Annotated in this window: 13 protein-coding genes; 4 read left to right on the top strand and 9 right to left on the bottom strand. The window is 63.6% G+C overall.

From position 1 onward, the window contains the following. Positions 1-411: 411 nt before the first annotated feature. The 5 genes from DXK50_RS08945 to DXK50_RS08965 all read right to left on the bottom strand — a co-directional run bounded on the left by DXK50_RS08945 (position 412) and on the right by DXK50_RS08965 (position 5,718). Complete coding sequence (locus DXK50_RS08945; protein ID WP_212630070.1) at positions 412-1,434, bottom strand: AbrB family transcriptional regulator; 1,023 nt, start codon at positions 1,432-1,434, stop codon at positions 412-414. After that, positions 1,418-2,938, bottom strand: a complete 1,521-nt coding sequence (locus DXK50_RS08950) for a tripartite tricarboxylate transporter permease (protein WP_212630071.1) — start codon at positions 2,936-2,938, stop codon at positions 1,418-1,420. The genes DXK50_RS08945 and DXK50_RS08950 overlap by 17 nt, the downstream gene beginning before the upstream one ends. 1 nt (position 2,939) lies before the next feature. Next, positions 2,940-3,383 (bottom strand): tripartite tricarboxylate transporter TctB family protein, encoded by a 444-nt coding sequence (locus DXK50_RS08955; RefSeq protein ID WP_212630072.1) that lies wholly within the window; start codon positions 3,381-3,383, stop codon positions 2,940-2,942. Positions 3,384-3,445: 62 nt separating this feature from the next. After that, positions 3,446-4,423: a Bug family tripartite tricarboxylate transporter substrate binding protein gene (locus DXK50_RS08960; protein ID WP_212630073.1), complete on the bottom strand. Its 978-nt coding sequence runs from the start codon at positions 4,421-4,423 to the stop codon at positions 3,446-3,448. A gap of 29 nt (positions 4,424-4,452) precedes the next feature. Then, positions 4,453-5,718, bottom strand: coding sequence for an OprD family porin (locus DXK50_RS08965; RefSeq protein WP_161866602.1), 1,266 nt, complete (start codon positions 5,716-5,718; stop codon positions 4,453-4,455). Between the two features lie 260 nt (positions 5,719-5,978). On the opposite strand from DXK50_RS08965, the gene DXK50_RS08970 reads away from it, so the two are divergent. Both DXK50_RS08970 and DXK50_RS08975 read left to right on the top strand, forming a co-directional pair. After that, positions 5,979-6,650, top strand: coding sequence for a response regulator (locus DXK50_RS08970; protein WP_212630427.1), 672 nt, complete (start codon positions 5,979-5,981; stop codon positions 6,648-6,650). After that, positions 6,647-8,044 carry a sensor histidine kinase gene (locus tag DXK50_RS08975; RefSeq protein ID WP_161866601.1) on the top strand — a complete coding sequence of 466 codons (1,398 nt, stop codon included), beginning with the start codon at positions 6,647-6,649 and terminating at the stop codon, positions 8,042-8,044. The genes DXK50_RS08970 and DXK50_RS08975 overlap by 4 nt, the downstream gene beginning before the upstream one ends. Here DXK50_RS08975 and DXK50_RS08980 read toward each other — a convergent pair. From DXK50_RS08980 to ygfZ, 3 genes are all read right to left on the bottom strand, one after another. After that, entirely contained in the window at positions 8,027-8,782 is a 756-nt protein-coding gene (locus DXK50_RS08980) for a substrate-binding periplasmic protein (protein ID WP_161866600.1), read from the bottom strand. The two genes, DXK50_RS08975 and DXK50_RS08980, sit on opposite strands and share 18 nt — an antisense overlap. Positions 8,783-8,847: 65 nt before the next feature. Further along, on the bottom strand, positions 8,848-9,684 hold the full coding sequence (locus tag DXK50_RS08985; protein WP_161866599.1) for an HDOD domain-containing protein: 837 nt from the start codon (positions 9,682-9,684) through the stop codon (positions 8,848-8,850). A 47-nt stretch (positions 9,685-9,731) separates the two neighbouring features. Further along, positions 9,732-10,673, bottom strand: coding sequence for a CAF17-like 4Fe-4S cluster assembly/insertion protein YgfZ (gene ygfZ / locus DXK50_RS08990; RefSeq protein ID WP_212630074.1), 942 nt, complete (start codon positions 10,671-10,673; stop codon positions 9,732-9,734). A 145-nt stretch (positions 10,674-10,818) separates the two neighbouring features. Between ygfZ and DXK50_RS08995 the strand changes: the two genes are divergently transcribed. Then, complete coding sequence (locus DXK50_RS08995) at positions 10,819-11,073, top strand: FAD assembly factor SdhE (RefSeq protein ID WP_161866597.1); 255 nt, start codon at positions 10,819-10,821, stop codon at positions 11,071-11,073. Next, on the top strand, positions 11,057-11,524 hold the full coding sequence (locus DXK50_RS09000) for a protein YgfX (RefSeq protein ID WP_212630075.1): 468 nt from the start codon (positions 11,057-11,059) through the stop codon (positions 11,522-11,524). The genes DXK50_RS08995 and DXK50_RS09000 overlap by 17 nt, the downstream gene beginning before the upstream one ends. Here the strand turns inward: DXK50_RS09000 and nadB are convergent. Then, complete coding sequence (nadB, locus tag DXK50_RS09005; RefSeq protein ID WP_212630076.1) at positions 11,478-13,109, bottom strand: L-aspartate oxidase; 1,632 nt, start codon at positions 13,107-13,109, stop codon at positions 11,478-11,480. The two genes, DXK50_RS09000 and nadB, sit on opposite strands and share 47 nt — an antisense overlap. Between the last annotated feature and the right edge of the window lie 205 nt (positions 13,110-13,314).

Genomic DNA, 13,314 nt, shown 5'->3' on the forward strand with positions numbered 1-13,314 from the left:
GCAAAAACCAAACGCTACCGACTTTGATCTTCCGGTGATTTCGCAAGCTCGCGCCCCGGTCCCGTCAGGAGGCCGAGTGGAGGTGTTGCGTAGGGGGATGAGCCGCATGGATGCGGCGAAAGGCTTAAAGGGCCATGGACGGCCCTTGTAAGCCGGCCCCCGGAGCAGCGCCGGAGCGAGGGAAGTTTCGCGTAGCGAAACCCGGATGTCGGGGTGCCCTTCTTTGGCACACCTTTCTTGGGCAAGCAAGAAAGGTGTGGCGCCCGTAAGGGGCGCAACCCGAACGCTGAGTACACACGGTAATGGATAGTGTTAAGTCAGTAAGCGGTACGCACAAACTTGCCAGTCCGGTGTCAATCCGCACTTTCCCCAAAATATGCGAAGAACCAAAAAAAGCCCGCACAAAGCGGGCTAAGCGTGGCGCTTGCACCAGAGCTTGAATAAGGGTTCGGCGAGGAACATCACCAAGAACAGCCGTAGCACCTGCAGGGCGGTGACCAGCGCCACCGACAGTTGCAACGCTTCGGCGGTCAGGCAGAGCTCGGTGATACCGCCGGGCATCATGCCCAGCATCAGCGACAGGCGATCTTCGCCGGCCAGCCAGCCGAGCACCTCGCCGAGACCGGCAGCGGCCAGCATCGCCAGCAGGGTGAACAGCAGGACGCGGGCGAGGAAGCCCGGTGCGCTGCGGAAGAAGGCGCGGTCGAAGTGGCAGCCCAGGGCGCAGCCAATCAACCACTGGCCGAGCTGGCCCATGCCTTGCGGCAGACCCAGATGCAGGTCTAAGCCGGCGCTGGCTGCGGCGCAGACCACCAGTGGGCCGAGCATCCAGGGATTCGGCTGTTTCAGGCGCCCCCAGAGCACCGCCAGTAGGGCGCCGGCGGCGAGCAGGCCGATCAGCCAGGTCCAGTCCACCGGTGCGCGAGGTGGCGCGCTGACATCGGGCAGGCCCCAGGTGAACAGCGCCGGAATCAGCAGCACGACCAGCAACAGACGCAGGCTGTGCGCCGCCGCCACGCGGGCTGGCTGGGCATCGTGACGCAGGGCCAGGTTGACCATCTCACTGGCGCCGCCAGGCATGCTGGCGAAGAAGGCGGTGGCGCGGTCGACGCCGGCACGGCGCAGGATGGCGATACCGATCAGGCTGAGCAGCAGCGTGCCGAAGGCGCCCATGACGATGACCGGCAGATGGCTGAGCACCTGTTCCAGCACATCACTGGTGAGGTGCAGGCCGATGCCGCTGGCTACCAGCCATTGACCGGCCTTGCGCCCGCCCGGCAGCTCAGTGAAGGCGCGGTTGGCCAGGCAGCGTACAGCGATCACTGCCAGCAACGAGCCCACCATCCACGGCAAAGGCCAGCCGGCGAGGCTGGCCATGTAACCGCCGGCCACTCCGGCCAGCGGCGTTACCCACAGATCACGCGGCAGCGGCATCAGTCTGAGCCTTGATCTGCTTGCGTCGACGCATCCAGCGGATGCCCGGCAGGGCCAGCATCAACGCCACCAGCGCCCACAGGACCAACGTGATCGGGCTGCCCCAGAGGATGCCCAGGTCACCGGCGGAAATCGACAACGCGCGGCGCAGGTTGTCTTCCATCAGCTCGCCGAGGACGAAGCCAAGGATCAGCGCCGACAGGGGGAAGTCCAGCTTGCGCAGGATGTAGCCGAACACGCCGAGGACGATCATCAGCACCAGGTCGAAGGTGGTGCTGTGCACCGCATAGACGCCGACCATGCTGACCACGGTGATCGCCGGCACCAGCACCCAGTTCGGCACGCTGAGCATGCGCGAGAACAGGCCGACCATGGGGATGTTCATCACCAGCAGGATGACGTTGCCGATGAACAGCGAGGCGATCAGGCCCCAGACTACGTCCGGCTGCTGTTCGAACAGCAGCGGGCCGGGAGTGATGTTGTACAGCGTCAGCGCGCCGATCATCACCGCAGTGGTGCCCGAACCCGGCACGCCGAGGGTCAGCATGGGGATCAGCGAGCCGCAGGCCGAGGCGTTGTTGGCGGCTTCCGGAGCGGCCAGGCCGCGCAGGTCGCCGTCACCGAAGCGGCCCTTGTTGCCGGCCAGACGCTTCTCGGTCATGTAGGTCATGGCGCTGGCGATGGTTGCGCCGGCACCGGGCAGGGTGCCGATGACGAAGCCCGCCAGGGCGCTGCGGATCATGGTCCAGAAGCTCAGGCAGAACTCCTTGAAGTTGAACAGCAGGCGCCCGCTGGCCTTCACCGCTTTCTGACCGCCATGGGTCTTTTCCAGCATCAGCAGGATCTCGCTGACGCTGAAGAAGCCGATCACCACGATGACGAACTGGATGCCATCGGACAGGCTGACGCTGTCGAAGGTGAAGCGATACACCCCGGTGGTCGAGTCGACGCCGACCGTGGCCAGGGCCAGGCCGATCAGCGCAGCCATCAGGGTCTTGACCGGCTTATCGCCGACCATGCCGCCGAGGCAGGCGATGGCGAATACCATCAGCACGAAATATTCGGCAGGGCCGAAGGCCACCGCCCATTTCGCCAGCAGCGGGGCGAACAGCACCACGCCACAGGTGGCGATGATGCTGCCGACGAAGGAGCTGACTGCAGACAGCGACAGGGCGATGCCGGCCTTGCCCTGACGGGCCAGCGGGTAGCCGTCGAGGGTGGTCATGATGGCGGCGGCGTCGCCTGGTACGTTGAGCAGGATGGCCGAGATACGACCGCCATACTCGCAGCCCAGGTACACGGCAGCGAGCAGAATCAGTGCGGTTTCCGGCGGCAGGCCGAGGGCAAAGGCCAGAGGCAGCAGCAGCGCTACGCCGTTGATCGGGCCAAGACCGGGCAGCAGACCGACCACGGTGCCGACGAAGGCGCCGAACAGCGCTACTAGCAGGTTGGTCGGCCTGGTGGCGACGTCGAAGCCCTGCATGAGGAAGTTAAGGGTATCCATTTCAGCTCTCCACGAAGGCTTCAAGCAGGCCGAGCGGCAGCGGCACGTCCAGAAGAAGATCGAACAAAACATAAAGCAGCACACCCATCAGCACGGCACTGATGGCGCAGGGCAGCGCACGCCCCGTGAACAGCAGGCCGAGGGCGAAGGTGGCCAGGGCCGTGCTGATGACGAAGCCGAGCAGCTCGAAGGTCAGCGCATAAGCCAGCAGCACCACGACGCACAGTGCGCTGCGTAGCGCAGTCGGGATGTCCAGGCGTTGCGCCAGCATGCCGGGCTTGTAGATCAGCCACAGGCTGCCGGCGCCCATCAGGGCCAGGAGCAGCAGCGGATAGGCGCGCGGACCGACCGGGTCATAGGCGAAGGGCGCCTGGAAACCCCAGGCAACGACAGCGAGCCAGGCACACAGCAGCAGCCAGATCGCGGAGAACAGGCGAACGTACATGGAGATTTACCTCGGGAACGTCGGCCGCCGAATGGCGGCCGAGCGCGGATTACGCGGGAGTGTTACTGCACCAGACCGAACTCGCCGGCCAGCGCCTTGTATTCCTCCACCTGCTTGTGGACGAAGGCATCGAGTTCCTCGCCGGTGAGCGACAATGGGAACAGATCACGCTGTTCGCGCAGGGCGGCGAAATCATCACGGGCGAGCATCTGATCGAACTGCTCTTTCCACCAGTTGAACTGCTCGTCGCTGACCTGCGGGCCCATGTAGAAACCACGGATCACCGGCCAGCTGATATCGAAGCCCTGCTCCTTGGCAGTCGGGATATCGGCCAGCTTGCCCGGCAGACGCTCGTCGGACAGCACGGCGAGGATGCGCACCTTGCCGGCGGCCAGTTGCGGGGTGACTTCGCCGAGGCCGCTGGAGGTGACCTGCACATGGCCGCCGAGCATGGCGGTAAGGGTTTCACCGCCGCCTTCGAAGGCTACGTAGCGCAGCGATTGCGGGTCGATACCGGCTGCGCGGGCGATCAGCGCGGTCTGCATCCAGTCCTGGCCCCCGATGGTGGCACCGGCACCGAATACCACGCTGGCCGGGTCTTTCTTCAGAGCCTCGACCAGTTCGTTGAGGTTCTTCCACGGGGCGTCTTCACGTACGGTGATGGCGCCGTAGTCGGTGCCGATGGCGGCCAGCCAGCGTACGGCGTTTTCGTCGTAGCGGCCGAACTTGCCCTGAGCCAGGTTGAGCAGGGAGCCCGAGGAGAAGGCGGTGATGGTGCCCGGATCCTTGGCGCGCTGGGCGACCACGGCATTGTAGGCCACGGCTCCGACGCCGCCCGGCATGTAGGTGACGCGCATCGGCACCTTGAGCAGGCCGGTATCCTTCAGGCCGCTCTGGGCCAGCTTGCAGGTCAGGTCGAAGCCGCCGCCGGGTTTGGCCGGGGCGATGCATTCAGGGCGCTTGGGTTCGGCAGCCAGCAACTGGCCGGCAAAGGCCAGGCAGGCAGTCGCCAGTGCGGCACGGGTCAGGACAGATTTCATGATGGTTTCCTCGTGAGTCTTGTTGTTGTTTACCAGATGGGCAGCGTGTAGCCGACGATGACACGGTTCTCGTCCGCATCGCGGGCGAAGTCGGAGCGGAAGCTGGCGTTGCGTAGCCGTACGTAGAGGTCCTTGAGTGGGCCGCTCTGGACCACGTACTTGAGCTCGATATCGCGCTCCCATTCGCCGCCACGGTCGTCGGAACCGGCGATACGCGCATCGTCACCACGGATGTAGCGGGTCATGAAGGTCAGGCCGGGAACGCCAATGCCGGCGAAGTTGTAATCGTAGCGAGCCTGCCAGGAACGCTCGTCGGCGTTGGCGAAATCGTTGATCTGCACGAAGTTGATCAGGAAAGGATCGCTGCCGTCGATGTAGGCGAAACCGGTGTCGCCGCTCATGTCCTGGAAGCCCAGGCCAACCTTGTGGTTGCCCAGGCCGTAACTGACCATGGCGTTGAAAGCCTGGTTGTCGACCTTGCCGGCGTTGGCCGCGCCGCTGTCGCGGCTGACGATGTAGCGCAGGTCGCTGCTCAGGGTACCGGCGCCAAGCTTGTGGCTGGTGAGCAGGCCGAAGAAGTGCTGGCGGTAGATGTCATCGAGATCGGCGAAGTAGTAACGGCCGGTCAGGCCGGGCGCGAACTTGTAATCGAAGCCGGCGAGGTCGAGGTGGTCGGCTTCGACGCCGGAGGCAAAGCGGCGATTCTTGGCGTTGAGCACCATCTCTTCGGAATTGGTCGAGGCGCGGTCGATGACCTTGTCCAGGCGGCCGCCGGTGAAGGTCAGGCCTTCGAGTTCGGAGGAGGTCAGCAGGCCGCCCTCGAACACCTGCGGCAGCAGACGGCTGTCGCTGGCCTTGACCACCGGCAGTTCCGGCACATGCGAGCCGTAGCGCAGCTCGGTGGCGGAGATTTTCACCTTGGCGGTGGCACTCAGGCGGCTGAATTCGTCGGGGGTGCCGCCATCATCTTGCACAGGCAGCAGGTCGGTGCCGGTGCGGCCCTTGCCCGAATCGAGCTTGATACCGAGCAGGCCCATTGCATCGACACCGAAGCCAACTGTGCCTTCGGTGTAGCCGGACTTCACGTCGAGCCAAAGACCCTGGCCCCATTCTTCGCGCTTGTTCTGGCCATCGAACTGGCGGAAGTCACGGTTGAGATAGATGTTGGTAGCAGTGAGGCTGGCGCTGCTGTCCTCGATGAAGGCCGCGTTGGCGAAGGGGGCAGCGCCGGTGGCGGCGATTGCCAGGCAGAGCAGGCGTACAGGCGGCAGGGCCTGACGTGAGGCTGCGAGCATCTTGTGGTCTCCGTTTTTGTTCTTGTCGCCACCTGGCACCACTGCCAGGCGGCTTGAGCAGGTGGTTCGAGCCACCTTCGATCGATGCTATGTGGGCAAGCTTTCACTAGGCTTTCATGAACGAAAGTTTCCTGCCAGATCAGGGGCTGGCTAGGTGGTCCGTATGCCGCTTCGTCTGTCTTTTGGCATTTGAGCAATTCACAGAAGCCGCAGCGGCGCTAAACTGCGCGCCTTTGACGATGCTGCAGCTGGAGGTGGCGGTGCGGATTCTGCTGGTCGAAGACCATCCGCAATTGGCGGAAAGCGTGGCCCAGGCGCTGAAGGGGGCCGGCTGGACGGTGGACGTGCTGCACGACGGCATTGCGGCTGACCTTGCGCTTTGCAGCGAAGAGTACGCTTTGGCAATTCTCGATATCGGCCTGCCGCGCCTGGACGGTTTTGCGGTTCTGGCGCGCCTGCGTGATCGCGGCCAGACCCTGCCCGTACTCATGTTGACCGCGCGTGGCGAGGTCAAGGACCGTGTGCATGGCCTCAATCTCGGCGCCGATGACTATCTGGCCAAGCCCTTCGAGTTGAGCGAACTGGAGGCACGGGTCAAAGCTCTGCTGCGGCGTAGTGTGCTCGGCGGCGAGCAATTGCAGCGCTGTGGTGATCTGGTCTATGACCTGGGTACGCGCCGTTTCAGCCTCGATGGCGAGGCTCTGGGCCTTACCGCCCGCGAGCAGGCGGTACTGGAGGCGATGATCGCCAGGCCGGGCCGGGTGATGAGCAAGGAGCAACTGGCGGCGCAGGTGTTTGGCCTGGACGAGGATGCCAGCCCGGATGCCATCGAAATCTACATTCACCGCCTGCGCAAGAAGCTCGAAGGCCGTGCCGTGCGTATCGTCACTTTCCGCGGTCTCGGTTACCTGCTGGAGGCGGTCGAGGCATGAGTCGTGGCGCCAGCCTGCGCGGGCGTCTGTTGCGGCGTTTGGCGCTGCTGCTGTCGCTGATTCTGTTGCTGAGCAGCTTCAGTGCCTATTGGAGTGCTCGCCGTGCAGCGGATACTGCCTATGACCGTACGCTGTTGGCGTCGGCGCGGGCGGTGGCCGATGGTCTGTATGCCGATGATGGCCGGCTGCGCGCGAATATTCCTTACGTAGCGCTGGATACCTTCGCCTACGACAGTGCCGGGCGCATCTATTACCAGGTGCTCGATCTGCAGGGCAATCAGGTTTCCGGTTACGAGGACCTGCCGCCAGCGCCGCCGGGCACTCCGCGCACCGACGATTACCCGGCTCTGGCGCACTTCTACGATGCCCAGTATCGCAACCAGGGTGTGCGCGTGGTCAGCCTGCTGCAGCCGGTCAGCGAACCGCAGCTCAACGGCATTGCTGAAATCCGCGTAGCGGAAACCCAGGGCGCGCGTGAGCGCATGGCCCGTGAGCTGTTGATTGGAACCCTGTGGCGCATGGGACTGCTTTCGGTCAGCGCATTGTTGCTGGTGTGGCTGGCCGTGAACCTGGCCTTGCGCCCGCTGGAAGCGCTGCGCCGGGAGGTGGCCGAGAGAGCCAGCGATGACCTGCAGCCCCTGCCGGGCAGCGGCCTGCCACGCGAGGTACTGCCGCTGGTGGAAACGCTCAACCAGTTCAACGAGCGCTTGCAAGGCCTGTTTGAACGCCAGTCGCAATTCATCGCCGATGCAGCCCATGAGTTACGTACGCCGCTGGCGGCGCTCAAGGCGCGAATAACCCTGGGCTTGCGCGCCGAGCAACCCGAGGAGTGGCGCAACACGCTGGAGCAGGCGGCCCAGCAAGGTGATCGCCTGACGTCGCTGGCCAATCAGCTGCTGTCCCTGGCGCGTATTGAGAGCGGCGCCCGGGCCATTACCGAAGGGGGCGCTCAGCGTATAGACCTGAGCCAGCTGGCCCGCGAACTGGGTCTGGCCATGGCGCCTCTGGCTCACGCCCGTGGCGTTGCGCTGGCCCTGGAGGCTGAGCAGCCGGTGTGGATCGATGGCGAGCCAACGCTGCTCAATGAGCTGTTGAACAATTTGTTGGATAACGCGCTGGCGCATACGCCAGCTGGCGGAAATCTCATCATCCGCGCCTTGGCCCCCGCCGTGCTGGAGGTCGAGGACGACGGGCCGGGCATTCCCGAAGCGGAGCACGAGAAAGTCTTCGAACGTTTCTACCGGCGTAGCCGTCTGGGCAATGGAGCGGGCCTTGGCTTGGCCATCGTCGGTGAGATTTGCCGCGCCCATCAGGCCAGAATCAGCCTGCATCAGGCGCAGCCACACGGCCTGCGGGTACGTGTCGAGTTTCCCCCGTCAGTGACTGAGACTTAGCGGCTGCTGGATCTCCAGCAGGTACTGGGAAACCTTGCCGCTGTCGCGCAGTTGCTTGAGACCGAGGTTGAAGCGCTGCATCAGCTCGACATTGCCATGCACGTTGCGTGATAGCAGCAGATACATGCTGGCGCTGTGCAGCGGCCTGGGGTGAAAGCTCAGGCGCTGGCGCTCGGCGGCAGTGAACTTTCGGTGCAGCAGGTCGAAGCCTACCACCTTGTCGACCGGAAACAGATCGATGCGCCCGGCGAGCAATTGACGTAGACCCTGTTCATCGCTGGTCAGGCGCACCACCTGGAGTTCGCCGGCCGCTTCGGCGCGGCGAAAGGCGTCGCCGTGATCATAGCCGCGTGTCACGGCGATGCGCAGGCCGCGCAGATCTTTGATGTCGTGCCAGTCGAAGGCGAGATCCTTGCGGTAAAACAGGTGATAACCGCTTTCGACTACCGCATCGCTGATGAGAAAGTGCTTTGCGCGTTCAGGGCTGTAAAACCAGACAGCGCTGCCTCGGCGCAGGCCTTGCTCGGCAATTTTCAGAGAGCGTGCCCAGGGGTGAAACTCCCATTGCACGTCGATGCCCTGCAGCGCGAACGCCTCGGCGACAATGCGTGACGCGACACCATGGTGGGGCAGGCTTTCGCCCTGATAGGGTGGCCATTCGCCGTTGGTAAGGCGCACTCGCTCGGCAGCCTGGACGCTGCCGAACAACAGGACGAGCAGGACGAATGCAAAACGCATGGCTCTACTTCCTCAGGCGATCGACTGGAGTGTAGAGGCAGTTCGCCATCCGTGGCGAGATGCATTTATTGCAGCATGCTCATGGCCGCTTCCATTGCCGCAGACAGGTCTTCGTCGGCCTGCATATCGACCTGCGGGTCCAGGCCGAGCTTGGCGAAGGCGGGTACCTTGCTCCAGTCCAGCTGGGTGTAAGGGTGCGTACTACCCAGATAGCTCTGCAGAGTGGCCACCTGAACGATGTCCACGTAATCGGCCTTGGCCGAATCGCGGCTGAAGTTCAGATACTGGCTGGGCACGATGGCGATGGGCTCGGGAAATTCCCAGGTGCGCAGGATCTTGTCGCCGATGATCGGATGAATCTGTTCGATCACGTGGTTGAGGCTGATTGAATCGGCCAGCAGCTCGTTGTGCTCCTCGGCATAGGTGAGAATCGGCAATACGCCGATCTGGTGCACCAGGCCGGCGAGGGTGGCCTGATCGGGCATCAGGCGCGTGTAGTGGCGGCACAATACGTGGCAGATGCCGGCGATCTCGGTGCTCTTGTTCCACACTTCGCGCATCTTGCGGTCGACCACGTCGCTGGTGGCCTGGAACATCTGCTCCATGGCCAGGCCGGTGGCCAGGTTGCAGGTGTAGTTGATGCCCAGGCGACTGACCGCCATCTGCAGGTCGGTGATCTCCTTGCTGCTGCGCAGCAGCGGGCTGTTGACCACCTTGATGATGCGTGCGGTCAGGGCTGCGTCGTTGCCGATCACCTTGCTGATCTGAGGAATGCCCACGTTGGGGTCTTCCGCAGCTTCGCGAACCTGCAGTGCCACTTCAGGCAGGGTGGGCAGCACCAGCTCATCGTTTTCGATGGCGTGGATCAGTTCCTGTTGGACTTTTTCAGCAAGCTTGCTCATTAAAGGCTCTCTATAGGCGGCCCGATGCGGCGGCGCCAGGACGTTAATCAGCGCTGGATTTCCTTGTCGGCATCCAGCTGGTAAGGCAGATCGAGCAGGGTCATCGTCGGGCCGTCAGTGCGGCCAAGGTGAATGCGGCCGTCGCCCACGGCGTCCTCCTGCAGTACGGCGAGCAGTTCGATGGCATCGCCGGCCTGAGCGGCCAGCACCACTTCGCCGACGCTGGAGCCATGCACCGGGGAGAACAATTCAACGCCGACGGCCGGTAGCTCCTGGGCGACCAGGCGCAGGCGCTGCAGGCGGCGCTTGAGCTTACCCAGGTACTGCATGCGCGCGACGATCTCCTGGCCGGTATAGCAGCCCTTCTTGAAGCTCACGCCGCCCAGGGCCTGCAGGTTGATCATTTGTGGGATGAACAACTCGCGGGTCGCACCGAACACCTGGCCGACGCCGGCACGCACCTGAGCCAGCAACCAGTCGTTCAGCGGAGCCTGCGGCAGCAGGGCCGCCAGGCGGCCTTGCAACTGTTCGGCTTCAGTGGTCGGAGCCCAGAGTTCCGCACGGCCGTCGCTCAGGCGCACGGCCAATAGCTGCCCAGCGCTGGTGACGGAGTCGCTGGCAGCACCCAGTTGCAGGCCAAGCTCGTTGAGCAAGGCGTCGCCGCCGGCCAGGCCAAAACGGACCCAGGCGGCGCTTTCATCGCTGAGCTTGGATTTGGAGAACACCGCGTATTTCTGCAGGTCGGCCTGCTGCGATTCGATCAGCTCGCGCGCCATGGCCAATAGATAGCCATCGTCCACCTGAACGACGCGAAAGCTCGACAGCATGCGACCCTTGGGCGTACAGCGGGCGCCCAGGCTGGATTGGCCGGCATTCAGGTAATTGAGGTTGCAGGTCACTTGGCCCTGCAGGAACTTGGCCGCATCCGCGCCGCGTACGGCTAGCAGGCCTTCGTGATCGAGGAGGGTGAAGTAAGCGCTATCGGCCATGGTGCAAATCGAATCACAGGATAAAGGTCAGGGGCGTCATCATAGTAGGCGTGGTAGGGCGTTGTCAGCGCAATTGCACAGCGTCTCGGTGAACAGCGAGGCAATTCGCCGTTATACTGCCGTCCTCGTTCGAGGAGTCCGTTGCATGGTTGAGCAAAGTGAACTGAATCGCCTGTTCTGGCATAGCCGTCGTGGCATGCTGGAGCTGGATGTACTGCTGGTGCCTTTCGTCCAGGATGTCTACCCGAGCCTGGATGCAGAGAACCAGGCGCGCTACCGCAAACTGCTGGAGTGCGAGGATCAGGACATGTTCGGCTGGTTCATGCAGCGCGGCGAGCCTGAGGATGCCGACCTGCGCCACATCGTGCGCATGATCCTGGATCGTGTCCAACCCAAGTGACGTCTTCGAGAGCCGCTGGCAGCCATCACGCTGGTTGTTGAGGCTCTATCTGGCGGTCCTGGTGCTGGCTCTGCTGGCGCCCTGGCTAGCCGACATCCCCCTCTGGTCGAAACTGCTTTCACCTTTTCCGTGTCTGGCGCATGCCGCCTGGGTGCTGCCGCGGCACGTTCTGCTGACGGCACCGCAGGCCATTACCGGTTTGCGTCGTGATGCGTTCGGCTGGCATCTATACAGTGCTGCCAACGGCTGGCAGGCGGTTCAACTGCGCCCCGATAGTCTGGCGTTGCCGCTGGCAGTGGTGTTGCGTTATCGCGTGCCGGGTCAGCGGATCAGTCGTGGGCTGTGCATCGCACGTGATGCGCTGGCGCCCGAACAGCATCGGCGCCTGCGCCTGCGTTTGAAGTTCAGTCGGCGACGCTGGGCTGAGCCTGGGGTGTCGGCACCAGAATAGTGTCGCGGGCTTCGGCCAACTGCTCGGGGTAATCGAGGGTATAGTGCAGGCCGCGGCTTTCATGGCGCTGCATGGCCGAACGGATCATCAGCTCGGCGACCAGTGCCAGATTGCGCAATTCGATCAGATCGCGACTGACCTTGTAGTTCGAGTAGAACTCATCGATCTCGTCCAGCAGCAGGCGTACGCGATGCTGCGCGCGCTGCAGGCGCTTGTTGGTCCGCACGATGCCGACATAGTCCCACATGAAGCGGCGCAACTCGTCCCAGTTGTGCGCGATGATCACGTCCTCATCCGAGTCGGTCACCTGGCTGGCATCCCAGCAGGGCAGGTTGTCGGGCATGCCGATGGTATCCAGGTGTTGCACGATATCGGCGCAGGCCGAGCGGGCGTAGACGAAGCATTCGAGCAGCGAGTTGCTGGCCATGCGGTTGGCACCATGCAGGCCGGTGAAGCTGGTCTCGCCGATGGCATACAGCCCCGGCACGTCGGTGCGGCCATGCCGATCGACCACGACGCCGCCACAGGTGTAATGCGCGGCCGGCACCACCGGGATGGCCTGTTTGGTGATGTCGATGCCAAAGCCAAGGCAGCGTTCGTAGACGGTGGGAAAGTGACTCTTGATGAACTCCGCCGGCTTGTGACTGATATCCAGATAGACGCAGTCGATCCCCAGGCGCTTCATTTCATGGTCGATGGCGCGGGCGACGATGTCGCGCGGTGCCAGTTCGGCACGCTCATCGAAGCGCTGCATGAAGCGTTCGCCATTGGGCAGCTTGAGCAGGCCGCCCTCACCACGAACTGCCTCGGTGACGAGGAAGCTCTTGGCCTGCGGGTGATACAGGCAGGTGGGGTGGAACTGGTTGAATTCCAGGTTGCCGACGCGGCAGCCGGCACGCCAGGCCATGGCAATACCATCGCCACAGGCGCCGTCCGGGTTGCTGGTATAGAGATAGACCTTGGCGGCACCGCCGGTGGCGAGAATCACGAAGCGTGCGCTGAAGGTGTCGACTTCGCCGCAGGCGCGATCCAGTACGTAAGCGCCCAGGCAGCGCTCGCCATCCAGGCCGAGTTTGCGCTCGGTGATGAGGTCGACGGCAACGCGCTGTTCCAGCAATTCGATATTCGAGCGCTGGCGGGCCTGCTCCAGTAGCGTATTGAAGATCGCCGCGCCGGTGGCATCGGCTGCGTGAATGATGCGCCGATGGCTGTGGCCGCCTTCGCGGGTCAAATGGAATTCGAAACCACCGTCCTCGCGTGCCGTTTCATCGTCACGGGTAAAGGGTACGCCTTGATCGATCAGCCACTGGATGGCTTCGCGGCTGTGTTCTACCGTGAAGCGCACGGCGTCTTCGCGGCACAACCCCGCGCCGGCATCGAGGGTGTCGGCGACGTGGGATTCGACCGTGTCGGTGTCGTCCAGTACGGCTGCCACGCCGCCTTGCGCCCAGTAGGTTGAACCATTGGCCAGATTGCCTTTGCTCAAAACCGCAATGCGCAGATGGGTCGGCAGGGTGAGGGCGAGGGTCAGGCCGGCAGCGCCGCTGCCGATGACCAGAACATCGTGCTGGAAGTGGTGGCTCATGTCCGAGTTCCGCGTGAAAGCGAGCCCTAGTATATAGAGAGGGGCAGCGGCACAATAGCCGGCCAGAGCCACATCATTATCCGCTACGTGTCGGTCCTGCTGCGTCGAAGCCAATCTCGGACATTGACTTGTCAATGTATGTCGGGGATGGCCGGAGGGCGAGTGAAACGAGCGCTGCTCATTTCCTAGTCCTCGCTTGCCCTCG

Source organism: Pseudomonas sp. KB-10 (assembly GCF_018221585.1).
GTDB lineage: Bacteria > Pseudomonadota > Gammaproteobacteria > Pseudomonadales > Pseudomonadaceae > Aquipseudomonas > Aquipseudomonas yangonensis.

Excerpts from the sequence above, each read along its gene's own strand:
- DXK50_RS08960 (WP_212630073.1), bottom strand. The coding sequence starts at position 4,423 with ATGAAATCTGTCCTGACCCGTGCCGCACTGGCGACTGCCTGCCTGGCC.
- DXK50_RS08965 (WP_161866602.1), bottom strand. The coding sequence starts at position 5,718 with ATGCTCGCAGCCTCACGTCAGGCCCTGCCGCCTGTACGCCTGCTCTGC.
- DXK50_RS08995 (WP_161866597.1), top strand. The coding sequence starts at position 10,819 with ATGGTTGAGCAAAGTGAACTGAATCGCCTGTTCTGGCATAGCCGTCGT.
- ygfZ (WP_212630074.1), bottom strand. The coding sequence starts at position 10,673 with ATGGCCGATAGCGCTTACTTCACCCTCCTCGATCACGAAGGCCTGCTA.
- nadB (WP_212630076.1), bottom strand. The coding sequence starts at position 13,109 with ATGAGCCACCACTTCCAGCACGATGTTCTGGTCATCGGCAGCGGCGCT.
- DXK50_RS08955 (WP_212630072.1), bottom strand. The coding sequence starts at position 3,383 with ATGTACGTTCGCCTGTTCTCCGCGATCTGGCTGCTGCTGTGTGCCTGG.
- DXK50_RS08980 (WP_161866600.1), bottom strand. The coding sequence starts at position 8,782 with ATGCGTTTTGCATTCGTCCTGCTCGTCCTGTTGTTCGGCAGCGTCCAG.
- DXK50_RS08945 (WP_212630070.1), bottom strand. The coding sequence starts at position 1,434 with ATGCCGCTGCCGCGTGATCTGTGGGTAACGCCGCTGGCCGGAGTGGCC.
- DXK50_RS08975 (WP_161866601.1), top strand. The coding sequence starts at position 6,647 with ATGAGTCGTGGCGCCAGCCTGCGCGGGCGTCTGTTGCGGCGTTTGGCG.
- DXK50_RS08985 (WP_161866599.1), bottom strand. The coding sequence starts at position 9,684 with ATGAGCAAGCTTGCTGAAAAAGTCCAACAGGAACTGATCCACGCCATC.
- DXK50_RS08950 (WP_212630071.1), bottom strand. The coding sequence starts at position 2,938 with ATGGATACCCTTAACTTCCTCATGCAGGGCTTCGACGTCGCCACCAGG.